20 protein-coding genes and 2 pseudogenes are annotated in these 24,228 nt (G+C 48.3%); 15 read left to right on the top strand and 7 right to left on the bottom strand.

The genetic code is table 11. From position 1 onward, the window contains the following. Positions 1-85 precede the first annotated feature (85 nt). Positions 86-987: pseudogene (locus K7I13_RS15875) on the bottom strand (metal ABC transporter solute-binding protein, Zn/Mn family). A gap of 1,186 nt (positions 988-2,173) precedes the next feature. Here K7I13_RS15875 and K7I13_RS06200 point away from each other — a divergent pair. From K7I13_RS06200 to K7I13_RS06190, 3 genes are all read left to right on the top strand, one after another. Then, positions 2,174-2,689, top strand: coding sequence for a hypothetical protein (locus K7I13_RS06200; protein ID WP_255948806.1), 516 nt, complete (start codon positions 2,174-2,176; stop codon positions 2,687-2,689). Between the two features lie 232 nt (positions 2,690-2,921). Continuing rightward, positions 2,922-4,631, top strand: coding sequence for a cadherin-like beta sandwich domain-containing protein (locus tag K7I13_RS06195; protein ID WP_255948804.1), 1,710 nt, complete (start codon positions 2,922-2,924; stop codon positions 4,629-4,631). A gap of 10 nt (positions 4,632-4,641) precedes the next feature. Next, positions 4,642-6,738: a formylglycine-generating enzyme family protein gene (locus tag K7I13_RS06190; RefSeq protein ID WP_255948803.1), complete on the top strand. Its 2,097-nt coding sequence runs from the start codon at positions 4,642-4,644 to the stop codon at positions 6,736-6,738. A gap of 204 nt (positions 6,739-6,942) precedes the next feature. Here K7I13_RS06190 and K7I13_RS06185 read toward each other — a convergent pair whose 3' ends face one another. Both K7I13_RS06185 and K7I13_RS06180 read right to left on the bottom strand, forming a co-directional pair. Next, a complete protein-coding gene (locus K7I13_RS06185) occupies positions 6,943-7,242 on the bottom strand; it encodes a hypothetical protein (protein WP_255948802.1) in 300 nt (99 codons plus the stop codon). Between the two features lie 90 nt (positions 7,243-7,332). Then, positions 7,333-7,905: an Rpn family recombination-promoting nuclease/putative transposase gene (locus K7I13_RS06180; protein ID WP_255948801.1), complete on the bottom strand. Its 573-nt coding sequence runs from the start codon at positions 7,903-7,905 to the stop codon at positions 7,333-7,335. A gap of 774 nt (positions 7,906-8,679) precedes the next feature. Between K7I13_RS06180 and K7I13_RS06175 the strand changes: the two genes are divergently transcribed. From K7I13_RS06175 to K7I13_RS06145, 7 genes are all read left to right on the top strand, one after another. Beyond that, positions 8,680-9,042, top strand: coding sequence for an acyl-CoA thioesterase (locus K7I13_RS06175; RefSeq protein ID WP_255948800.1), 363 nt, complete (start codon positions 8,680-8,682; stop codon positions 9,040-9,042). Between the two features lie 35 nt (positions 9,043-9,077). Next, a complete protein-coding gene (gene aroA, locus K7I13_RS06170) occupies positions 9,078-10,394 on the top strand; it encodes a 3-phosphoshikimate 1-carboxyvinyltransferase (RefSeq protein ID WP_255948799.1) in 1,317 nt (438 codons plus the stop codon). A gap of 103 nt (positions 10,395-10,497) precedes the next feature. Continuing rightward, entirely contained in the window at positions 10,498-10,854 is a 357-nt protein-coding gene (locus K7I13_RS06165; protein ID WP_255948798.1) for a VOC family protein, read from the top strand. Between the two features lie 156 nt (positions 10,855-11,010). Further along, positions 11,011-11,616 carry a penicillin-binding protein activator LpoB gene (locus tag K7I13_RS06160; RefSeq protein ID WP_255948797.1) on the top strand — a complete coding sequence of 202 codons (606 nt, stop codon included), beginning with the start codon at positions 11,011-11,013 and terminating at the stop codon, positions 11,614-11,616. Positions 11,617-11,760: 144 nt separating this feature from the next. Beyond that, a complete protein-coding gene (locus K7I13_RS06155; RefSeq protein WP_255948796.1) occupies positions 11,761-12,591 on the top strand; it encodes a COG3014 family protein in 831 nt (276 codons plus the stop codon). A gap of 8 nt (positions 12,592-12,599) precedes the next feature. Then, the gene (locus K7I13_RS06150) at positions 12,600-13,082 is read left to right on the top strand and encodes a COG3014 family protein (protein ID WP_255948795.1); all 483 of its coding nucleotides are present in this window, start codon (positions 12,600-12,602) and stop codon (positions 13,080-13,082) included. Further along, positions 13,070-14,137, top strand: a complete 1,068-nt coding sequence (locus K7I13_RS06145; RefSeq protein WP_255948793.1) for an LPP20 family lipoprotein — start codon at positions 13,070-13,072, stop codon at positions 14,135-14,137. Before K7I13_RS06150 ends, K7I13_RS06145 begins: the two co-directional genes overlap by 13 nt. A 71-nt stretch (positions 14,138-14,208) precedes the next feature. On the opposite strand, the gene K7I13_RS06140 is transcribed toward K7I13_RS06145, so the two are convergent. From K7I13_RS06140 to K7I13_RS06125, 4 genes and pseudogenes are all read right to left on the bottom strand, one after another. Further along, complete coding sequence (locus K7I13_RS06140) at positions 14,209-15,267, bottom strand: MraY family glycosyltransferase (RefSeq protein ID WP_255948791.1); 1,059 nt, start codon at positions 15,265-15,267, stop codon at positions 14,209-14,211. Positions 15,268-15,497: 230 nt separating this feature from the next. Beyond that, the gene (locus K7I13_RS06135) at positions 15,498-15,947 is read right to left on the bottom strand and encodes a LysM peptidoglycan-binding domain-containing protein (RefSeq protein ID WP_255948789.1); all 450 of its coding nucleotides are present in this window, start codon (positions 15,945-15,947) and stop codon (positions 15,498-15,500) included. 262 nt (positions 15,948-16,209) lie between these two features. Continuing rightward, positions 16,210-17,858: pseudogene (gene purH, locus K7I13_RS06130) on the bottom strand (bifunctional phosphoribosylaminoimidazolecarboxamide formyltransferase/IMP cyclohydrolase). Between the two features lie 112 nt (positions 17,859-17,970). Then, positions 17,971-18,966, bottom strand: a complete 996-nt coding sequence (locus K7I13_RS06125; RefSeq protein WP_255948788.1) for a magnesium transporter CorA family protein — start codon at positions 18,964-18,966, stop codon at positions 17,971-17,973. A gap of 376 nt (positions 18,967-19,342) precedes the next feature. On the opposite strand from K7I13_RS06125, the gene K7I13_RS06120 reads away from it, so the two are divergent. The 5 genes from K7I13_RS06120 (at position 19,343) to K7I13_RS06100 (ending at position 24,220) form a co-directional block, all read left to right on the top strand. Next, positions 19,343-20,587 (top strand): ABC transporter substrate-binding protein, encoded by a 1,245-nt coding sequence (locus K7I13_RS06120; protein WP_255948787.1) that lies wholly within the window; start codon positions 19,343-19,345, stop codon positions 20,585-20,587. Positions 20,588-20,845: 258 nt separating this feature from the next. After that, complete coding sequence (locus K7I13_RS06115; RefSeq protein ID WP_255948786.1) at positions 20,846-22,366, top strand: carbohydrate ABC transporter permease; 1,521 nt, start codon at positions 20,846-20,848, stop codon at positions 22,364-22,366. 211 nt (positions 22,367-22,577) lie between these two features. Further along, on the top strand, positions 22,578-22,922 hold the full coding sequence (locus K7I13_RS06110) for an ABC transporter permease subunit (protein ID WP_255948785.1): 345 nt from the start codon (positions 22,578-22,580) through the stop codon (positions 22,920-22,922). A gap of 119 nt (positions 22,923-23,041) precedes the next feature. Beyond that, positions 23,042-23,185, top strand: a complete 144-nt coding sequence (locus tag K7I13_RS06105) for a hypothetical protein (protein WP_255948784.1) — start codon at positions 23,042-23,044, stop codon at positions 23,183-23,185. Positions 23,186-23,191: 6 nt separating this feature from the next. After that, on the top strand, positions 23,192-24,220 hold the full coding sequence (locus K7I13_RS06100) for a LacI family DNA-binding transcriptional regulator (protein WP_255948783.1): 1,029 nt from the start codon (positions 23,192-23,194) through the stop codon (positions 24,218-24,220). The last annotated feature ends 8 nt before the right edge of the window (positions 24,221-24,228 follow it).

The raw sequence follows: 24,228 nt of genomic DNA, 5'->3' as shown, positions 1-24,228 counted from the left end.
AATAGTATACACCTTTAATTTAAGTTTTTGATGTAAAGAATCAACCAATTCTTCACATCAAAAACACATACACAAATAATTTAAATTATTTGGCGATAGTTTTCAGCATATTTCCCATTACACGGATATTGTCCAGCCAGTCTTCGGCAAGGGGATCAAGCATAATAACTTTCGCGCCGGCCGCCTCGGCCACGGTTTCGGCCGCCTTAACCGGAAACTGTTTTTGCACGAAAATTGCCGGTGGTTTTTCCTCTTTCGCCTTTTCGATAAGCTGAACAAGATTTTTTGCTGTCGGCTCTTTTCCTCCGGTTTCAACGGCTTCCTGAATAATGCCGAATTCATCGAAAAAGTATCCGAATGAGGGATGAAACACAAAAACCGTTTTTCCCTTCAGAGGCGCAAGCTCAACGGAAAGTTCATCGAAAACCTGATCAATATCCGACAGGAGTGCCGAGTAATTTTCAGCATACATTTCGGAATTTTCCGGCAGAAGGTCCGTAACGGAATCAAAAATATGCCCTGCCATAATTTTTGAGGCTTCCCTGCCAAGCCAGGTATGCTGGTCATGCAAAATGGAGCTATCATGGCCCGGATGATCATCGTGATCATCCTCGTCAAGCAGGCGGAAGGTAACTCCTTCTGTCCCGTCAACAATACGGAGCTTGGGGAGCTGCTTTTTATTTTCGGCAGCAGACCCCTTTCAAAATCTATTCCGGATGTAATCCACACCGCGGCCTTTGCCAGTTCCTGCATTTGTCTGGGGGTTGGTTCATATGAATGAGGATCCTGCCCCTGCTGGACCAGAACAAGCGGTTTTACGGTATCTTCCGCAATCCGGTCGAGAAAGTATTGCTGGGGAAGAATGCTGAGGACCACAATAGGTTTTTCGTTTTGTGAAGAGTCTTTGCTGTTTTTAGTATTACCGCAGGAGAAAAAAGCCAAAGAAACTATGACCACAGATAATGCAAAAAGTATATTTTTATTCATAATTAAATCCTTATTTTAAAGAATATATTTTTTTATCGCGGATATTGCAAGCGATTCAGAAGGAAATTCAGGAATTCTTTTCCTGAAAATTCTGCCTGTAAAATGCTTTGAGGCCAGTACAGTTTTTTTTGCGCCTGCCGTGAGTTGCGGAAAATTCCGCAACTCACGGCACCGCGTGCTCCGCTTGAATCTTGAGTTCGCAAGGGTATCCTTGCGAACTCAAGGATACCGCTCGCCCGCTGGCGCTGGGACCGATTTCAGCGCCTCCCCGTGCAGGGCAGGCTTTCTCTGAAAAAAACAGTTGCCTGGATGCGGAATCCGTGGTACTATGGTAAAAATACAAAGAAAACCGGTGCAGGTATAACATGGCTGTAGAAGCATACAAGCATACAAGCATACAAGCATACAAGCATACAAGCATACAAGCATACAAGCATACAAGCATACAAGCATACAAGCATACAAGCATACAAGCATACAAGCATACAAGCATACACTTTACTGACTAAAATATTCCGCGGCAAAACCAGCTTTCTCATACATAACGGCGTGAGCGCAGCCAGGCCGGTGCTTTTTTATACGCTGCCGGGTTCTGCCCCGAAGAGCTTCCGCCAAACGGGACGCGGGAAGGGCAGGGGCGCGCTCCGTTTGTCAGCCGGGAACGCAAAATGGTTACACATGGCAATGTGTAGAAAGAATGGAGCTTACACATCCTGATGTGTAGGAAATAAAAAGCCTGCACACTCTGTTGTGCAGGAAACACAGGCGCGGGTACACCCGTCATCCTCGGTTCCCGCCTGCGCGGGAATGACGGAGTAGGGGGCGGGGATGACCCGGGGATCTACACGGTGTGTTATGTGCGCGGATTCCCGCCTTCGGGGGAATGACGTGGCGAGTAATCGTCATCCCTGGTTCCCGCCTGCGCGCAACCTGCAATCGTCATTCTCGGGCTTGTCCCGGGGATCTCACGGTGTGTTACGTGCGGTGGATTCCCGCCTTCGCGGGAATGACGGAAAGGGGCGCGGGTCCGCCTGACTTTTTACCGCAGGCAGATAAGGAGAAAAAAGTGAAAAAAAGATGTACCAGGCCCTTCTCCCTTCTTATCCCCAATGCCACTGCTTTTTTCTTTACAAGGCAGATTTTCTGCCCCATACCTGACGTAATATCATCATAAAGGAGTTTTCAGGTGAATAAAATCGTATGCAGTATGCTTCTCATTTTTCTCTTCCTCCCGCCGCTTGCGGCGCAGGAGCCGGCGGCCGGAGAAAGTGCCGAACTGTCCAGTCCTGCCGCAGGCATACCCAAAATGTCGGCGGGCCTCTTGCTTGAGGCGAACGCGAACACAAGGGAAGGCGTGTCCTTCGGAGGCGGTCTCCGCTTTGACTACCTGGTGCTCGACTTCCTCGCGGTCGGGACCCAGGTCTCGGTAAGCAGTGATTTCGCAGAACTTGTGACCCTTGAGCCGTCGGCGCTTGTGCGCTGGTATGTGCCTGTGCTCGGCGGAGACGGGAAGGGTCTTTTTGTGCAGGGAAACCTGGGGGCCAGCCTCATTTTTGAGGAGGGGGAACTGACGCCCGCCATTCTCGGAGGCCTTGCCGCCGGCTACAGGTTTGTGTTCGGCTCCTGGTTTGTGGAACCCTTTGGCCGGGGCGGGTACCCCTTTTTATGGGGAGCGGGCGTGAGCGCCGGGCTCCGGTTCTAGTTCGAGGATATTGACTTGAACAGTCTACACATAGGTATGTGTAAGAAATGAATATATTCACACATGGTATTGTGTAGAGAATATGAGTCTTACACATAGAGATGTGTAATGAATAAAGATTTTACACAATGTCATGTGTAAAAAATAAGCGTCTTACACACGGGTATATGTAAGAAAAACACCAGGGGTAGCGGTTGAGTTCCGGCCCTGTTCTGTATGAGGAGAGGAAAAAGTGAAAAGAAAAGCCATTGGGTTAATATGTATACTGGCGCTTGTCGCGGGGGGACTGTTCACGGCGTGTGAAAACCCCTTCATTATAGCCCTGCTGAGGAAGACGTGGACCGTGACCTACCACGTGAACGGCGGGAGCGGGACAGCCCCGAAAAAGCTGGAAGTTGAAGACGGCGAAAGAATAACGGCTGCGCAGGGGACCGGCCTTTCGAGGCCCGGCTTCACGTTTATGGGCTGGAACACCAGGGCCGACGGGAACGGCGCCTTGTACGCGGCCGGATCGAAAATAAAGGTGAGCGGAGATCTGAAGCTTTTTGCCCGGTGGGCAAGCTCAGGGAAAACAATAACGGCCGGAGACATCAGCCTGGCCGGCGGGTCGGTTGTTGTTGATGAGGAGAGCAAGACCATAACCATAACGGCGCCCTACGGGACCGATGAAACAGATCTTGCTCTTGACATAAGCGTGGACGGGGCTGTGGTAAGCCCGGGGCCGGGAGAGGGCCAGGACTTTACGGACCCGGTGACCTACACGGTAACCGCCGAGGACGGGAGTAGCGAGGATTACACAGTGACTGTGATAGTCGCTCCTCCGAGCGGTAACGCGGATTTGAGCGGCATCACGCTGAGCGCGGGGACCCTGACCCCTGCCTTTGACGAAACAACAGTCAGTTACACGGTAAGCGTGGGTAACAGCGTAACAAGCATAACGGCAACGGGCGTAAAAGCCGACGCCACGGCGACTGTCGGCGGGGACAGCGGAACCGCGAAACCCCTGTCTGTTGGGCCAAACACCATAACGATAACGGTGACCGCGCAGGACGGGACAATACAGGACTACACGGTGACGGTCACACGGGCGAAGAGCAGCAACGCGGTCTTAAGCGGCATCACAGTGAGCGAAGGTACCCTGGGTCCTGCCTTTGCGGCAAACACGACGAGTTACACGGTGAGCGTAGCCAACAGTGTGACCGGCATCACGGTAACCGGCATAAAAGCCGACACCACGGCAACCCTGAGCGCCAACAATGGTGTCGAGCAGACCCTTGCTGTCGGAGCAAACACCATAACGATACGGGTGACCGCGGAAGATGGGACAATAAAGGACTATACGGTGACGGTAACGCGAGCGCCGAGCAGCAACGCGACCTTAAGCGGCGTCACGGTGAGCGAGGGTACCCTGGTCCCTGCCTTTGACGCAAATACCATAAGTTACACAGTAAGCGTGGGGAACAGCGTGGCAGGCATCACGGTAACGGGCACAAAGGCGGACTCGACGGCGACTGTCGGCGGTGACAGCGGGACCGCGAAGACTCTGGCTGTCGGAGCAAACACCATAACCATCACGGTGACCGCGGAGGACGGAACAACAAAAGACTACACGGTGACGGTAACACGCTCGGGCCAGCGGGGCCTTGGTATAACCTTTACCGGAAACGCGGCCGAAAGCATAAATCTCACGGGCGAACCGGCCTCCGCCATATCAAGGACTGCTGCGGACGCGGCCGACCGGGAAATAAAACTGACGGTCACGGGCAGCTACAGCGGGTACCGGTGGTTTGCGGACGGAACAGAGTTAACCGGCGAGACGGGAGCGGGCCTTACTCTTGACGCGGCCGACCTGAGCGCGGGAGTTCACCGGATACTGGTGATAGTGCGGACAGAGGGCGGCGCGGTGTATTCAAAAGAAGCCGTCTTTACGGTGAGTGAATAAGGGGACAAAAATGAAACGGAAGAATAACGGATTGATATATACCTTGCTGGCAGCGGTAACGCTGACGGCTCTTGTGAGCCTTGGCTGCTCGAACAGCTTTACCGAACGGCAGAGCGCGGCAAACCCAGCGGCGGGAAATGGCCGGGTGACCGTACTGATAAACGGCGGAGACGCGGAAGCGAGAACGCTGTTGCCGCACGGGAACTCCTTTACGCGGTACGGCCTCGTGTTTACGGCTGAAGGAAAGACGCCGGTAGAGACCGGCAGTACGGGCGCGAGTAAGACGGTCGATCTTGAAGTGGGAGAATGGACGCTGACGGTGACGGGCTATGTTGAGATAGCCGGGACTGAATACGAAGCGGCGACGGGAAGCGCGGGCTTTGAGGTGACGGCGGAAAGCCGGACCGCTGTGAACGTGAGCATCAGCTCCCGGATCTCTGACGCGGCGCCGGGCTATTTCACCTATGAGGTCGCTATTCCAACGGGACAGAACTTTTCTGCGGCCGCGCTCAGTCTCATTTCTCTTGCAGACGGGAGTGTGCTGTATGACATTGACCTGTTGGACGGGGACACGGAAAACCCGGGAACGGTGGAACTGGACGCGGGTTATTACCTGATGAAACTTTCCCTCACGAACGAGTATGAGAGCGCGGTGACCATGGAGGCGGTGCATATCCACTCGTATATGGAGACAAAGGCGGTGTACGGCGAAACCTACGACTGGCAATTTGAGAGCTTTGTGCCCGTGGGCGGCACGCTCACGGTGAACACCATAGCTGGCCATAGCATCACCGGAGCGGACATCAAGTTGTACAGCGACTCGAACCGCCTCGATCTGATAAAAACAATGCCTGCTGACCTGACGGAAACCGGGAATCCGTGGATCACATACATATCGGCGAGGTACACTGAAGTGTATATCGGGATAGAAATGGAAGACGGCGGTTCGCGCACATTCACGCGTATGGTGGGCCCCTTCGACGTGACGGACGGCGGGGATGAGGCGGTAGCGCTTGCCGTGACCCTGGGCGGGAGCATTACCGTAAGCCTTGACAGTCCCGCGAACGGGAGCATGAGTGTAACGGTAAACGGTGAAGCCGCCGCGGCCGCGGTCGAGGGCGACACGGTGGTGCTGACAGGAACCCTTGACACCGGGTATGTCCTGAAGACTGGCAGCCCGAAAGTTACATACGCAGGCGGAACAGATATTTACCCTGACTGGAATGACGGCTTTTATACTTTTATAATGGCGGGGGCGGATGTAACGGTACATGCCGTCTTTGAAGCATTCCCGTTTGATGCAAGCCGTGATATGAAAACAGCCGGAAATGTGTATTGGATTGCAGACAGCGAAGTGACTTGGGAACTATGGAATACAGTACACACCTGGGCGACAGATGAAGCGCGGGGCGAAAAAAGATATACGTTGAGTGCGGGACAGGCGGGGAGTAATTCCTCGGGCGGAAATATTCATGAACCGGTAACTATGGTGAACTGGTATGATTGCGTGGCATGGTGCAACGCGCTGACCGAATGGTACAATGTACATAAAATATCAAACCTGGCAATGGTGTATACCTACGGAGGAGAACCGGTACGGGATTCCGTCGGGGCAGCAGTCCTGGGGCCTTGGTCTATCGGACAAAATGGGAACGCGAAAGGTTTCCGGCTCCCCAGCGATACTGAGTGGCTTTCTGCCGCATTGTGGCAGGGTGGCGGGTACACCTATGCCAGCGGCGCGACGGCGCCTTATACGGATGCGGCCGCTACCGACGCCGTCGCCTGGTACTATGATTCTGATTACAACGCTTATAACGGTGACGGGACCAGGAAGACGCAGATAGTAAAGAAAAAAAATCCGAATGTCTTGGGTCTTTATGATATGAGCGGGAATGTGTGGGAGTGGAGTTTTCACTTATTTCACTCTTACGGTGGACGTGTTCACGGAGGGTCTTACCTCCATGCGGCGTTTTATCTTGCAAATGAAGGTGTTATGACTGAAGGCCCATCCGAAACCGAAATTTGGACTAGTATCGACGGCTACTCTTATACTGCCCAGTCAAGCGCTATGAATTATATAGGTTTCCGTTTAGCACGGAGTGATTAGGCCATAGACGGTGACGACAGGAGCGGGTAATAAAGAAACAGGTTTAGACGGACGGAACCCGCAAGCACTTCTACTGGTAGCAAGGACACCTGGGGCCGGAATGTCCCAGTGTGCAACCCGTCATTCTTGGTCCCCGCCTTCGCGGGGATGACCCGGGGATCTACACGGTGCGTCGGGTTTCAGCAGGCCGGTTACTGCGCTTTCCTACAGTTCCGCAATCTGTTCAGCAGAAAGACCGGTAAAGGTTATGATATCGTCAACGGAAATTTCCGCGGCTTTCATTTTCCGGGCGGTTTCAAGAGCCTTTCCCTTTGCCCCTTCTTCCAGGCCCATTGCACGGCCTTTTTCAAAGCCTGCCGCCTCACCGTCGGCACGGGATTGGTTATAACCCAGGACCCATTTCATGTGGGCTTCATAGGCGTCCCTGAGTTCCGCCGTCTTGCTGAACTTTTCGTATTCTTCTTTGGCCTCATGGATGGTCTTGTTGTCTATGGCGTATTTCATCAACACATCTCCATATACTCCTATAACCTTGTTACTGATACAAAGAATTTTCTAATTCTTTGTATCAGTAACATGTACAATCGGAAATAGTCAAATTATTTGACTATAATTTCCTTCCCGGAAAAACACCAGCCACTCATACAGTCCCCTGGTCATGGTATTTTCGCATTGCTCCGTCAGAAGGGGCATCTGCAGAAAGTGTATCTGAAAATGGTCGTTCATGAATAGTACCTGGTCATCTTTCTCTCTTGCCATAAAACAGGTGTGAATCCGGTACGTCCCCTTAAGCAGGGAAAAATTGAGTATGTTGATGCAGATGACGGGCTGCAGGCTGTTATAGTTTTCTCCGCTTTTCAACTGGGCGGCGTAGTTCTTAGCCCAGTAGTATAGTGTCCGGTTAGAAAAAGAAGATTCAGAGCCAACCTGCACTTCAATATCATAGACGCGGCCATTTTCGTCTTCAGCCTTTACGTCAAGGATGCTTTCCTTTAACGAGGCCAGGTTTGCCAGGTTAAAGGGGTTTTCTACGGTGACCTTTGCGACGCGGGCAAAGCCTGAGTCGGTGAGTACGGCATTGATAAAGTCCAGGAGAATCCCTGAATTGTCCTGTTTTCCGAACAGATAGCGGAAAAAGATATCGGTAGTAATTAAAACCTCTGACAAGCTTTCCTTCTTTTACGTGAAGCCGGATAGAAGTCCGGGTATACCTGTTTTATAGGAAGAAACCCTATGTTTTGCCAAAGATCAGGATAAGAAAGCAGTGAAAAGGTATTGGCGGCTGGGGCAGGGTTTACACATGGTGTTGTGTATGATTTAATGTGTGTGCAGGGGTGGCTTTACACAGTAATGTGTAAGGCCGTTGTTTTTCGCTGAGTGCCAACGGCCGACAAGCGCCAGCGATTGAAGCGGAAAGCCCTGCTTGGAGCGGAACTCACGGCAGGCGCCCAAATGTTACACATACTATTGTGTAAACGTTATGTTTTCTTACACATCGTCATGTGTATAATTTTCAAGCGGCGCTGAAGTGGATTCCCGCCTGTGCGGGAATGACGGGGCGCGGTGGACGGGAATGATGGAGCCGCGTGCAAGCGTCATCCGTGGTTCCCGCCAGGCAGGAACGGCCTGAGTCTGATATATTGGCATCCGGAATACACCTCTTTATATCAGAAACACGTATAATCGGAAATAGTCAAATAATGCGTAAAATGGGCTAAAAGATATCTTTGTACGGTTTTCAAAATCTTACACATAGCTATGTGTAAGATATCATGACTTTACACATTACCTTGTGTAAACTTTATGCTTTTTACACATCCTCATGTGTAAGATTTGCTGCTGTTCACTGCTCACCGGAAAAGGGATTTCCAGGAATAACCTCCGGGAAAACGCAAAATTTTGCCTATTCCCGTTTCTCAAACTTGCTGATACTATACCTGTATGGATACATATACGCTTGTGCGGACAGCGCACCTGAATCATAATGGTAAACTGTTCGGGGGGCAATTACTGCAGTGGGTCGATGAATTTGCCTGGCTTGCGGCCGCCCGGGATTTTCCCGACGTAATTCTGGTAACAAGGGCCATGGATAACAGCGAATTCCGCCATTCAGTAGCAAACGGATCAATTCTGCGCTTCCATATCGGTCTTCAGCACACGGGAACAACATCGGCTACCTATCAGGTCGATGTATATGCGGCGATGCCGGCATGTCAGGAAGAAAAACTGGTTTTTTCAAACCGGGTTGTTTTTGTGGCAATAGATGAAAAAGGAAATAAGACAAAGCTGTTCCCTGCCCATTGACCGGCAGGACCATATATTAAGGTTTATTATAGAAGATGAATATCCTGAGTAAAAAAAGCAGTCTGTCCGGAACCGTAACCGTCCCCGGATCAAAAAGCCATACCATCCGCGCCTGTATTATGGCCGCCCTCGCGTCCGGAACTTCTGAAATCCTGAATCCGCTGACCGGTGCCGACTGTCTTTCCTGCGCGGAAGTAATACAGGCCTTCGGCGCCCTTGTGGAAATGGATGGCAATATCTGGCGGATTACAGCCCCCGAAAAAGGGCTCCGTCTTCCATCCTCTCCGGTCGATGTGGGAAATTCCGGTTCAGTGCTTTATTTTATGGCTCCGATAGCCGCGACCCTGCCGGGATGGACGGAATTCACCGGAGACGCATCAATATGTACCCGTCCGGTGGGACAGATTATACAGGCAATAAAGGATCTGGGCGGCGACGGATTTACCGCCAGGAAAGATATCGACGCCCCTCCTTTTTCAGTCAGAGGTCCCATCCATGCCGGCAGGGTCGAACACGAAGGCGCCTTCTCGCAGCAGATCAGCGGACTTATGATGGCCGCGCCCCTGCTTCACGGACAAACGGAAATTATTCTCCGGAACCCGAAAGAAATGCCTTTTCTGCAAATGACCTGTGACTGGCTGGATTTTACAGGGATACATGTCCGGTATGACCGCGAAAAACTTAACCGCTTTGAAATAGAAGGCCCGCAGAAATACCGGTCATTCCGCCGCGAAATTCCATCTGACTGGGGGAGTACCGCCTTTCCTCTGGTCGCCGCCGTTATAACCGGTTCAAAACTGGAAATAGCCAATATTGATACTTCCGGAAGTCAGGGTGACTCGGCGATTGCCGGTGTCCTGTCCGCAATGGGCGCTGATATCGTTATGGATTCTGAAAAGAAAAGTCTTTTGGTCAATCATTCCGGAAAGGGCCGGTTATCGTGCCTCCGGGGCGGAACCTTTAACTGCTCCGGGTTTCCCGATGCTGTTCCTGCCCTGTCTGTCGCAGCCTGTTTTGCCGAAGGAGATACCCATCTAACCGATATCGGGATAGTCCGCCATAAGGAGACGGACAGAATTGCCCTGATGCGGACAGAATTGGCAAAACTCGGCGCCGGTCTCGAAGAAGGAAGTGATTATCTCCTCATCCATGGCACAGGCGGCAAAGGTCTTCATGATGCGGCGGTAAACAGTTATGATGATCACAGAATAGCCATGTCCCTCGCTGTTGCCGGACTGGGTATTGAAGGAAACGGAGTCCTCATCGAGAACGCCGAATGCTGTACGGTCTCCTTTCCCGGATTTTACCGGATTATGGGCGAGATTGGTGCCGGTTTTGTTTGCATGGACTGAAATCATATAGTATTATGTAAGTAAGAAGGGAATCTTTAAAATGATATTTTGAAGATTCCCTGTTTTTATAAATCAGCACGATCAAGGAGCGACTACCGTGAAAATGAAAAGTGTTGTTATCAGGACTTCCGACATTCAGAAGTCGATAGCATTTTATGAAAAAATACTGGGATTTACCTTTGATTCAATGATATCTCCCTCTCCGGGCAAACAGATTGCATTTCTGAGCGAACCGGACACAAACTGTACCATTGAATTACTGCACAACGATAACGCAAATCCGGTTCCCGGAAACAGCGTGTCCCTGACCTTTGTGGTTGAACAGATAGGCGAAGCCGAAAAATTCCTGACAGCAAACAAGGTTCATATTATTTCAGCTCCGAAAACCATTAAGGACGGAAAAAAGATAATGACTGCTGTTGATCCGAACGGAATTGAACTTGATTTTATAGAAGAATAATAGCTCTTTTAGCTGTTTTTACTGAAAAAGGCGGGCTTATTGTCCGCCTTCTTTTTTAAATAACCATGTGAAAAAGGCAAAATTATTGTGTTTTCATACAAAGTGTGATAAACTGAATCTTGAATATATTTTCGGATATTGATTTAGGAGGATAAAATGAAAATTCACCATCCGCTGATACTTGTATTAACCGCGATCTTTCTCGTTTCCTGTTCATCATCACCAAAGGTGACCCGTGTGGATTCCGAAACCCAGACAGATCTGAGCGGATACTGGAATGACAGCGATTTGCGCATTGTATGTACCACTCTGATAAATGACTGTCTTGACGCTCCAAGGGTAGCGAGCTTTGAAAGGCAGAATAACAGACTTCCCGTTATTATTGTCGGCGCATTCAGAAATGACAGTGATGAGCATATAGATACTTCACTGATCACAAGAAGAATGGAAACGGCTATTCTGAACAGCGGGCGGGCGGAATTTGTCGCCAGCAGCGATGAACGGTCCGGCATCCGTGACGAACGCCAGCAGCAGCAGGTATGGGCTGATGAGGAATCCGCGAAAGCCCTTGCGAATGAAACGGGCGCGGATTTTATGCTCATGGGATCGGTAAAAACAATTGTGGACCGCGCCGGCAATACGGCGACCCGCACATACTATGTATATGCCGATCTGATTGATATTGAGACAAACAGAAAAATCTGGGTAGGTGAAAACAACGAAATAAAGAAGATTATTAAAACACCTTCAGTCAAATTCTAAACAGCACCGATTTTTTCCGGTTTGGGGCGGATAGTTCTTCAAACCGGAAGAAAGAGGGCCGCGGGCTGAAAAAAGTGAAACGGAGTTTTTTCCCGAAACCCTGTTCCGTTTTCCCGGATGCTAATAAGCCTGGAGATTAATTCCATGAAAATCAAAAAGAGTATTTTTTTTGCAGGATTCATCCTCATATTCTTTATTTCCTGTTCTTCTATGGCCCATTATGAAGAAATAGACTCCGCTGTTTTTACCGGAGATTATCACGGCGGCCTTGAGATGATCAAAAAAGCCAAGGAAGGCGGCGCCTATGCGGACACGGACGCAATACTGTTTTATCTTGACGCGGGAATGCTTTCCCATTATGCGGGAGAATATAAAGAGTCAATTGACTACCTGTCGACAGCCGAGCGGAGCATAGAGGCCGCTTTTACAAAAAGCGTGTCTCTTGAAATTACTTCATATGTGCTTAATGATAATATAAAAGAATACGCCGGCGAGGATTACGAAGATATTTATCTGAATGTTTTTAATGCGCTTAATTATTACTATAATGGAGCGCTTGAGAGTTCCCTTGTGGAAATCAGGCGCAGTGACAATAAACTTAAACATCTGGCGACAAAATACGGGGCGGTAACAACCAACGCCCAGCAGGCTGTCCTCGCAAAATCGTCTGATGTTCCCTATGATCCTGAGGCGGTTCAGACAAATTTTTCCAATTCCGCGCTGGCCCGCTATCTTGGAATGCTGTTTTACCGAGGCGAGGGTAAACGGGATGACGCCCGGATTGACCGGGACCAGGTAAAGCTCGCCTTTGCGAACCAGCCCACGGTATACAACTTTCCGCTCCCGTCCACACTTGACGATGAACTGAATGTTCCGGCGGGCATGGCTCGACTTAACGTAATCAGTTTTAACGGATTTTCTCCGGTTAAACAGGATGAAACCATACGTATACCCTGGGCGGTACGGATTATCTGAAAATAACAATGCCAATTCTTGTAATGCGCCCTTCAAGTATTGCCAGGACGCAGGTTGTGCTGGATACGGGCGAGTCGTTTAATCTGGAACTGATTGAAGATATGGGCGCTGTTTCGGCGGAAACCTTTAAACTCAACGCGGGATTTATTTATCTCAAAACCGTACTCAGGTCCCTGACAAAGACAGGTGTTTCCATGGCTTTCAAGCAGACAGCAAATGAGGCCGAGTCTTCCGAACAGATGCTCATTCTCGGGCTGATCGGTTTCGGCGCTCAGATTTTCGCGGAAACAAGTGAACAGGCCGATTTGCGCATGTCCAGATATTTTCCTTCAAAAGCCCTCGTAGGGGGGATAAATCTTGAACCCGGGACATATTCCTTTACGGTTAATTATTACGATAAAGCCGGACGGCTGCTTCATCATCTCAGATATGAAAATGTGCCGGTCCAGGCAAACAGGCTAAATCTTTCGGAGGCAGTATGTATAAAATAATTCGGAACAGTATTCTGGCGGTATTCTTTTGTGTCATTCTGATGCCTGTTTTTGGCGGAGGATCTTCCGATAAAAAAACGAAAAATTCACAGCCCGAATGGGTTATGAACCCGAAAACGGTCTATCCGGATGCGCAGTATGTTTCAGCTGTCGGATCGGGACGAAACCGCGAAGCCGCTGAAAAAAGCGCGTTCGCCGCTCTGGTGGGTGTTTTCGGCCAGAATGTAAAGGGTGAAATAACCGTTTCTGCGCGTTACAGCGAAGCTGTAGCGGAAGGCAGAGTCCAGTCTTCAACGGAAAGCGCGACAATTGACGAAGCCATTAAAACTTCTGTGGACATGGATACGCTTGTAGGCGCTGAAATAAAAAGCACCTGGTCAGACGGGGATAAAACAACCTATGCCGTTGCCGTTATGGAAAAAGCGAAGGCCACTCTTCTTTATTCGGACCTTCTTAAAACCAATGAAGCGACAATCACGAAACTTGTTGATATTCCCGCTGGTGAAAAGGAAACCCTTGACGCCTATGCCCGCTTTAATCTTGCGGCTGAAATAGGCGACGCGAACACTACCTTCCTCAATGTGCTTTCCGTCATCAGTCCTGCGACGGCGGCGGCCAGCCGGGGCAGCGTCAGAACCGGTGATGAATTCCGTCTGGAATGCGTTAAAATAGCCCAGGCAATACCCATTTCCGTTACGGTTCAAAATGATGTAGACGGCCGGATCAAAGCCGCGTTTACCCAGGTTTTTTCCGCCGCCGGTTTCAAGAGCGGCGGCGCCGGTTCCCGGTATGCGCTGAATGCGGTGCTTTCATTTTCGCCTGTTGATATGGGGCAGGGCGGGGCCGATAATAAGTTTGTGCGCTACACAATTGACGCGCGCCTGACCGATACGCAGACAGGTCTGGTCCTGATCCCCTATAGCGCCAACGGAAGGGAAGGTCATCTGACTGTTTCCGAGGCGGAAAACCGCGCGCTGCGTACTGCGGAAAAGAAAGTAAATACGGATTTCAGCGATAAATTTGCACAGTATTTGTCACATCTTTCGACAAAGTAAAATATCAAACCGGAAGAAAAAACCCGCGGAATTCCGCAGGTTTTTTTATGGTGACGTTTGTGTGATAGAATTCAGCGGACTTTAAAGAATATTCCGACAACGGCAAGCGTAATAAGCACCTGCATAATCATGAATTTCAGAAGAATCTGGGTCGGAGACCATTGCAGGTTCTTTCTCATGTGGTCATGCAGAGGGAATCGTATTGAATGCAGTATTTTTATATTGAAAAACCGCAGGAGGGCAACTTTCAGGAGGCCTGTTCCTCCGTTAATAAGCATTACGCTGCTGGTCATCAGAATCAGGAAGGGGTTGCCTGAAATCATGACCCCTACTCCGATAAAGAACCCGAGCGCCCGGGACCCCGCGTCGCCCATTAAAACCTTGCTGGGAAACGCGTTGTGCCACAAATATCCCATCAGAACACCCGACAGGGCAAACACTATAACCGCCCATGTTGCCCCGTCCGCAAGATGGGGAACCAGAAGGTAGGCGGCGATATCGGTGTGTCCGAGAACAAAATAAAAAATGATTCCAAGTGAAAGAAGGGCAATCAGAACAAGCGTTCCGGAAAGACCGTCAACTCCGTCAGTACAATTCGTAGTATTTATTGAAATCCATATGATAACTGTGGAAACAATAACAAAAACGACAGGATGTACGGCAACTGCGTTTGTTATAAAGGGAAGCCAGAAAAAAACCTTGCCGTTAAAATTAAGATAAAGGAGCGCTACCGACATTCCGACGGAAAGCAGCAGATCAAGTCCTCCTTTCAGATATTCACTCCAGGACTTGACCGAGCGGTCATCGAGGAACCCTGTCAGCATAGCCAGAAAGGTAAAAACCATTACGGCAATCTGGCTGGCGTTAAGCGGAATAAGTAGTATCGAAATAACAATAAAAAGTGATATGAATATTATCCCGGCCCCTGTCGGTTTGCCGATGGCGGCTTCCGCATTCGGAGTAAATTCTCTTCCGCGGTCTTTGGGCAGATATTTGTATGTTTTCGGCAGGAGAAAAACCGTAAGAAAAAAACCGGCGTACAGCGCAAGACTGATAAGAACGGCAAAAGACTGCAAAAGTCTGAATGGACCGAAATGTTGCTGGAGGGCGGAGGCAAGATAATATAACATTACGACAGTTTATCCCTAAATCAGCAGTTTTTCAATAGCGGTTATTTTCATATTCAGGGAAACTGTTTTTTAAGCGATTTCCGGAAATACCGGTAAAAAAACGGCGGCATGAACTGCCGCCGGAATATACACATCTATTTTACGTTTCTGATATAATGAATAGTCAAATTTTCTATATCAGAAACACTTATAATCGGAAATAGTCAAATAATTTAGATTATTTGACTATATTACAGGGAATCAGCTATTTCGTTCAGCTTATCGCGTATAAAAAGATTACCTTTTTTCTGATAAACGGTAGCTATCTCTTTAAAGAAGCTTTTCATTTTTGCGCGGGACGCAGGATTGTCCAGATTTTTCTGCAGGTCAGGAACAGTCAGTTTCATGCCGGGTTTGATCAGGTCGGGGTCCAGGACTACATCGCTGGAAGCCAGCATAATAACCGGAAAATAGTACCCCTTGTCGGAACCGTAATACTTCACTGTGATAGCGGAAAGCGTGTCTTTTTCCACAACCTGGTACGTTTTTGCGCCGTCGAGAATCAGACTTGATACATATTTGTCATATACTTTCTCGAATGCCGTGTTCACCTCATCCTGCGTATATTCTTTATTTGTTGCGCAGGAAAGGGTGACGAATGACAGCGCAATAGCCGCTGCCATAAAAACTATTTTTTTCATAGTTAACCTCCGAATACAGAGTATACACCTTTAATTGGGTTTCTGGTATAAAGAATTGGCTGATTTTTTATATCAGAAACACTTATGATCGGAAATAGTCAAATAATATAAATTATTTGACTATATAACACAGGTTTAATACACACGGAACCCGTTTTTCCGGGAATTTGCCTGTAAAAAACGGGTTCGGATTGTATGGAATTCGGTCCGGTAAACGGAGCCGTCTGTTTTCGGCTGCGGATTAGCTCCGGTATCGCTGTTTTCAGTGCTTGAAATGGCGCGTCCCGGAAAAAATCATGGCAATCCCAAGGCGGTTTGCAGCATCTATCGATTCCTGGTCCCTCATGGACCCTCCCGGCTGGATAATAGCTGTAATTCCGTATTTTGCTGCCATTTCCACACAGTCCGCAAAGGGGAAAAAGGCGTCGGAAATCATAACCCGGGCCGGTTCTTTCGAAATGGCATTGTTTTCATCAGGAAATCCGGCATCAGTTAGCACTTTTGCCCTTGAAAGGGCCTGCTCCGTAGGCCATACGCGGTTTACCTGTCCTCCCGCGATTCCGACCGCGACATTGTCCCTTACAGTCACAATTGCGTTTGATTTGACAAAAAGGGCTATGGTCATTCCGAAGACCATTTCGGAAATTTCTTTTTCGGTCGGCTGTTTTTCCGTAACAACCTTCCATTCGCTGAACAGCCGGTTATCCCTGTCCTGTATCAGAACTCCGCCGTCCACGCTCACCATTTCCGTCAGATTGTCCGGCTCAATTTCAGCCCTGATAACGCGCAGGTTCTTTTTTGCGGAAAAAACAGCAAGGGCGTCATCGTCGTAATCCGGGGCCACAATTACCTCAAGAAAAATTTTGGTCATTTCCTCCGCGGCCGCTTTATCTATTTTTTGTTGCAGCCTATGATCCCTCCGTAAATCGAAACGGGATCACAGAGATAGGTTTTCTGATACGCCTCGAGGACAGTCCCTCCGAGGGCCGCCCCGCAGGGGGAATTGTGTTTGAGCGCAACGCACATAACCGTTTTTTCCGATATGGTTTTTCCTCCCGGAAAGTCTGATGGGAGATTTTTCCGGAAAACATCATAGGCACAGGCCGCCTTCCATGCTATATCAAGGTCCCTGATATTATTATAGGACAATTCCTTTCCCTGGAGCTGCTTCATTCCGGCCATTGCGCCTTTTGTATCAGCCGTTACATACAGGGCTGCCTGCTGGTGTCCGTTTTCTCCATACCGGAGGCTCTGGCTTATTTTCAGGGGAACTGTCAGATATTCGGGCCACAGGGGAGAATTTCCGGAAACGGGCTTGCCCGCTTCCCCGAGCATAAACCGTGAAATGGCCGCGTCATAGGCGCTGGTTACATTGAAGACCTTTCCCGCCAGCCGCCGCTTTAAATCCTGCGGAATCAGGGAAATATCCTGTTTCGCGGTTTCCAGGGAAGAAATCACTTCCTGATAATCCGAAGGGTCCGCTAGAACAAGCACATCCTGATGGTTTTTTGCCGCGGAACGGAGCATTGTCGGCCCCCCTATATCGATAAATTCCACGGTTTCCTTAAATGAAAGATAGTCCTGAACCTTTTCAAAGAACGGATACAGATTCACGCATACGAGATCAATATATTCTATATCCAGATCATTCATGGTTTTCACATGTTCCGGATTGCCGCGGATGGCAAGAAGCCCCGCATGTATTTTCGGGTGAAGGGTTTTGACTCTGCCGTCAAGGCATTCGGGAAATCCGGTGACTGAACTCACATCGGTAACGGCAAGCCCGGCGTCACTTAAGTATTTTTTTGTGCCTCCGGTTGAAAGAATTTCCCATCCGTTATCCGCAAGATATTTCGCGAGATCCAGAATACCGTCTTTATAGAAAACACTGATTAAGGCACGTTTTTTCATTATGCTCCCCTATGGCCTGGTGTCGTAAAAACAGCAATCAGCTGTCTATTACCGGATAAAGCCTAACAAAAATTGCGGATCTCTGCAATTGGAACGGGAGCATAATGACTGGTTACTGGGCCGCCCGGTTTTTGATCCGCCGCCTTTTGCGTTCTGTTTCGGTAATTTTCGGCTTCTTTATTTTTTTGTCGCGCAGCAGAAACATGGCTAAAATTGAAGACAGAAAGCAGAGGAAAAGAATCACCGCCAGGGCCCCGTAGCCAAGCCAGTTTCCCATCGGAAGATTGATATTCATGCCGAAAAAGCTTGTTATCATGGTCGGAATCATCAGGACCAGTGATATTACGGTAAGGCGTTTCATGACAATACTGAGATTGTTTGAGATTACCGAGGCAAAGGCATCCATCATTCCCGAAAGGATGTTGCTGTAAATATCGGCCATTTCAATGGCCTGCCGGTTGTCGGTCGCAACATCTTCCATCCATTCCCTGTCCTCTTCATCAAGAAGAATCAGCTTGGTTTTCATAAGCTTTTCAAAAAGAAGCTGGTTGCTTTTGAGGGATGTCGTAAAATATACCAGGGATTTTTCAAGATTCAGGAGCTGGATCAATTCGAGGTTTCTCACCGATTTTTGCAGTTCTAGCTCGATACTGTTTGATCTCCGGTTAATTTCCTTCAGATAACGGAGGAAGATTAAATCGGCCCGGGCAAGAACCCGTACCACAAACGCGGGAAGGTCATTAAGTGACAGGCCCCGCACGCGGTTATTTGATAAGTCGGACAAAACCGTACAGTCCGCCCAGCAGATTGTCAGTACCATATTGGGAAACAGAATAATACCAAGCGGAAGGGTAAAATAGCTGACTTCATTTGTGGCTATGAATATCGGCAGTCTGACGATAATCAGCGTATAATTGTCTTCCTTTTCAATCCGGGACAGCTCGTCCTGGTCAAGGATATCCATGATTATCTCAGTATCAACACCGTATTCGGTTTCAATGGTGCGGATATCTTCGCGGGTAACATTCCGCGCGTCTACCCAGATCGGGCTGTCGGAACTGGTTCCTTCTACAAGTTTTTGGTTTTCCTGCTTCCAGATTGTTATCATATTGTTGGTCCTCTCATATTTACGGAATTGAGATTCCCCCGCAGGAAAAGCCGCTTTGAAAAATCAGATTTGGTGGTTTGTCCGGGGAGGAAAGGCTGGTTCAGATACAAATTCGTAACTACTACTGCCAGGGTCTGTATCCATACTGATACTCCTCCTCGATAATTGGGATGTTTTTCAAAGTATATCAGGCGGAAAATAAAATGGCAAGCTGTCCGCAATATGAACATTTCTATAAACGAATGAAATATTTAAAATCTTTTTACAATGCTAAAAATTCTGTTGACAAATCGGTAAACCGGTTTAATAATTGAATTCATACAGGGATAACCCTGTGCAATTTTATTTTTGTCTTAAAAGAAAATGGAGGAGACACATGAAGAAGGTTCTTTTTGCCTTAATCAGCATTGTCCTGATCGCAGGTATCGGATTTGTCGGCTGTCAGAAAGCCGAAAGTCTGGAACTGTATTATTACAAGCAGGAAAATCAGGAGGGCCTTAAAAAGCTTGTTGACACATACACCGAGAAAACAGGTGTTCAGATTTCTCTGCTCATTGTTCCCAATGACGCTGACGCGACCCTTATAGCCCGCGCCGCACAGGGAAAACTTCCCGATATTATCCAGATGCAGACCTATGCCCGCGTATGGGAATATGCGGCAAACGGTTATATCGTTGATATTACGGACCAGCCTGTCATGTCAAAGGTTGTGGAAAATTCAAAGCCTTCCGTAACATATAATGGCAGACAGTACGCTCTTCCCATGGATTATGCCGGTATTGGAATTATCTATAATAAGGACATTTTTGCCCAGTATGACATTGCGCCGCCCACCACACTCCGTGATCTGGAACGCGCCTGCTCGACCTTGAAACGGCATAATATTCTTCCGTTTGCCGGTCTTCTCGCGGAAAACTGGTCGGTCGGTCATTTCATTACACTTGTTCACACCTCACTTCTTGTAGGAGAAAACAAGACTTCCGTTCCTGATTTTGTCGCCGCTATGGACGCGGGCGAAACTTCCTATGGCGTTGTAGATACAACCAAACTGTTTGGCGCTCTTGATTTCTACAATGACAACATGGACCCCAAGTCTTCAGAATGGGCATGGAACGAGCAGGTTGCGGCATTCAGTGAGGGAAAGGCCGCCATGATGGTTCAGGGGCTCTGGTCCTACGGCGCGGCAATCAGCGCAAATCCCGATCTTAACTGCGGATTTATTCCCTATCCTGTTTTCAATGACGCCTCTCTTAACAAGATTTATGCGGATATTGACTCCTGCTTCGGTGTTTCGGCACAGTCACCAAAGGCAAAACAGGAAGCGGCCATTGCTTTCCTGAACTGGCTTTCAACTCCCGAAGCCCAGAAGATATGGATTGAAGATTACAAACTGGTTCCCGCATTTGCGGACGCGGACCTGAGCAGCATGCAGCAGCCCTTCCAGGACCTGCTGGCCATGGTCGCCCTGAAAGGTTCCTATCCCTGGGCTTTCTCTTCATATCCGACAGTAGTCTTTGAAGACGCCTGCAAAAACGGCGCCCAGCAGTATATGTTCAAGAGAATGTCCGCACAAGATGTTATTAAAAATATTGATGCGACATGGGCTTCAGCCGTAAAATAATATCAGCTGAGGCGATTTCACAAAATGTCAGATTTTGAAATCGCTGCCCTATATGTAGTCCGGAAAGCGTGTTTAACACGTTTTCCGGAGAACCAGTTTCAAAACCAACCAGGTTTTGGAACTGGTTCAGCTTACTGATATTTTGAAATACGTGCGGGAAACATTTTCCGTGCGCATAACTTCAAATAATTATTCTGCATCAATAAACGGGCCGTGATATTCTTCGGATATCACGGTTTTTTTGAGGAGTCCCGGACTATGGTAGAATCCAGATCACGGAAAGCTTTCTATTTTATAATTTTTCTTTTACCCTGTTTGGTTTTATACACACTCTTTTTTATTTATCCGTTTATTAACGGATTCTACATATCGATGACAAACTGGGACGGTCTTACTCCGAAATCTCCCATTTCAATGAAGGCCGATGAATTTGAAAACCGCATTCTCAATAACGTCGAAAAGGAATCCGACAGGAAGTTTCTCCTTTCAGTGTACGAGAAAAATGAGAATACCAATACGTGGAGCCGTCTTTCGATAGGCGGATTAAAGCGTTACCGTGTGGAACGGATTATGCGTAAGGCAGGTTATGAACCGGAATCCAACAGATTTGTCGGGTTCGATAATTATAAACGGATTCTGTCCGGCAAAATTGAAAGCTCCTTTTATCCCCGTTCGTTTGAGCGAACCCATTACAATAAAACATCCGGGCTTCCGGTCCGGATAGAGAAAAAGGGGTTCCAGCGTAATTTTCTTTCAAAACTTACACCGCAGGAAAAAACGGTTTTTGATATGTATTACATGGAAGAAGACAAATTCTATACGCTTGACCCTGCCTACAGTGAATTTGAATTTGAAGAGATGATATGGCTTATTCCCGAGGTTGAAACAGAAAACCGCATTTCAACCGCTGCCGTTTCCGGATTTATTTCCGAACTGAAAACACTGTCTCTCGCACAGAATGAAGAGACCTTTGACGCCGTTGTTTCCTCGTTTATTACGGAAAACCCGCTTTCTTCCGAAAGCCTTTATGCCGTAAAAGCCGGCTCCGACGGTCTGTTCAATCTGGGTGAGGTAAAAAACCTGCTGTCGGATAAATGGCGGTCAAAAGGCTTTGATATGGGCGTTATCGGCTTTACCCTGTTTTTTGCCTTTTTCTCCGTAATAGGTATTAATGTTCTGGCCTTTGCGCTCGCGCTGGCGCTTGATTCCGGTATTAAGGGCCAGAAAATTCTGCGTTCGGTTTTCTTTTTGCCGAATGTACTTTCCATGATTATTGTAGCGCTTATCTGGAAAATGCTTTTTTTCCAGCTTTTTCCCAAGCTCACCGGGATAGACCAGTGGCTCAGCGACGCCGCAAAAACTCCCTGGCTCCTTGTGATGGTCGCGGTCTGGCAGGGGGCCGGATATTATATGATCGTATACCTTGCCGGTTTGCAGAATATTCCGACAGATGTAATAGAAGCAACCAAAATTGACGGGGCCAAGTCCTGGCAGCGTTTTTTCAATATAACCCTGCCTCTTCTTGTTCCCGCAATAACAATATCTCTGTTCCTTTCAATCGCAAATGCGCTCAAGAGTTTTGATTTAATATACGCAATGACCAGCGGATCAGCCTATACCTATGGCACGGTCCCTGTTGTTCTTGATATATACTTTGACGCCTTTGCCAGAAAACAGGCAGGACTGGCAACAGCTAAAGCAATGCTTCTGTTCATAATTATTTTTGCGGTCACAGGTCTCCAGCTTTATGTTATGAAGAGAAAGGAGGTCGAACAATAATGGCTGAACAACGGCAAACCCTTAACAAAACGATATTAAATGTTTTCATGATACTGTTCGCGCTCGTGTTTTTTACCCGATTCTGTATGTCCTGATTAATGCGTTCAAGCCGGACTCCCTGATAGTGCTTGAACCCATGGCTCTTCCCAAGTCTTTTTATCCCGATAACTTTATAAAGGCTTGGACACAGATGAACTTTCCGCGTGTTTTCATGAACACGCTGTTTATTACTGTTTTCGGTCTGGTCGGGATTATTTTAAGCAGCGCCATGGCCGCCTACATTCTGGCCCGGACAAAGACCAGACTTTCATGGGTCATATATGCTTATTTTGTGTTCGCGCTTGTTATTCCCTTCCAGATTATTATGGTCCCGATTGCGGTCCTTGCTTCGGACCTTCACCTGATGAGCATTCCCGGGATTATTCCCATGTACTGGGGACTGGGCTGTCCGACCGCTATCTTTATGTTCCACGGATTTGTAAAGAGCGTCCCGCAGGAGCTGGAGGAATCCGCCGCGATAGACGGCGCGGGAAGGTTTTATATCTTTTTACCATAGTTTTTCCGCTCCTTAAAACCATTATTGCAACAATAGCCGTAATTGATGCGCTCTGGCTCTGGAACGACTTTCTTCTGCCCCTGATTGTAGTAAAGCAGGGGACAATTCAGCTTGCCCAGATGATCTTTAATGGCCAGTTCCTTAAGGAATACGGGGCGATGTGTGCGTCTCTCACGCTTTCCGCGCTGCCCATTGTTATATTTTACCTGTTTTTGCAGAAATATATTATAAAGGGTATTGCCGCCGGCGCAGTAAAGGGATAGTGTCCCATGCGGTCAACTATAAATGATATTGCGCTCAGGGCCGGGGTTTCAAAGGCCACGGTTTCCTTTGCGTTTAACAATCCTTCAAAAATCTCGAAGGATACGTATACACGGATTATGGAAATTGCCGGAGAACTCGGCTACGTCCCTGATCCCGTTGCCCGGACTCTGGCAAAAAAACATACCGGTTCTATCGGGTTTCTTGTTCCCCAGGCAGTGCATGAGGTCCTGCAGAATCCCTATATTTCCGAAATAATCCGGGGCATAGGCTATGTCTGCGACAACGAGGGCCTTTCCCTCAGCATATTGTCTCCGCTGAAAGGTGTATTATCCCAAACCATACGGAACGCCGCCGTCGACGGGCTGGTAACGCTTGGTATAGGACCCGGAATGTCCATTCTCGAACTGTTTTACCAGAGAGGCCTTCCCTTTGTTACCATCGATGGAAAATCCGATAAAATGCTGGTAAATATCGGAATCGATGATTCCGCGGCTGCTGAAAACCTTATGGATACTGTTCTGGCTTACGGACACAGAAAGATCGCGATTTACGTACTCAAAGATGTTTTGCTGCCGGATGACGCCGATTTTTCCAGTATTGTAAATGAGTGCCGCCTGGAGGGTTTCCGGCGGTCCCTGGCAAAAAAGGGTATTCCTCTTGAGAAGAATTCCGATATCCAGATATTTTATACTGATTCATCTATGGAAGATGCCAGGGATATTACCCATGATTTGCTTGCGTTAAAGAATTCACCTTCGGTTATCATCTGTTTTGCGGATATTCAGACTTTTGGCGTATATGAAGAATGCAAGCGGCAGGGCTTTGTTATTCCCGATACTATTTCCGTTATCAGTTTTGATGATATTCCCTTTGCACGTTTTATGTCGCCTCCGCTGACGACGGTCAGACAGCCCGGCTTTCTCAAAGGACAGGTCGCGGCGGAAGTCCTTATGGATATGCTCGCGAAACGGACTGTTTCGTCAATTGTTATGGATACGGAACTGATTATACGTTCTTCCCTTGCTTCAGTGTAATTCTGTTA

The organism is Brucepastera parasyntrophica, from assembly GCF_022376835.1.
Taxonomy (GTDB): domain Bacteria; phylum Spirochaetota; class Spirochaetia; order Treponematales; family Treponemataceae; genus Brucepastera; species Brucepastera parasyntrophica.
The sequence above is the reverse complement of the archived record's forward strand: the minus strand, read 5'-3'. Positions and strand labels throughout refer to the sequence as shown.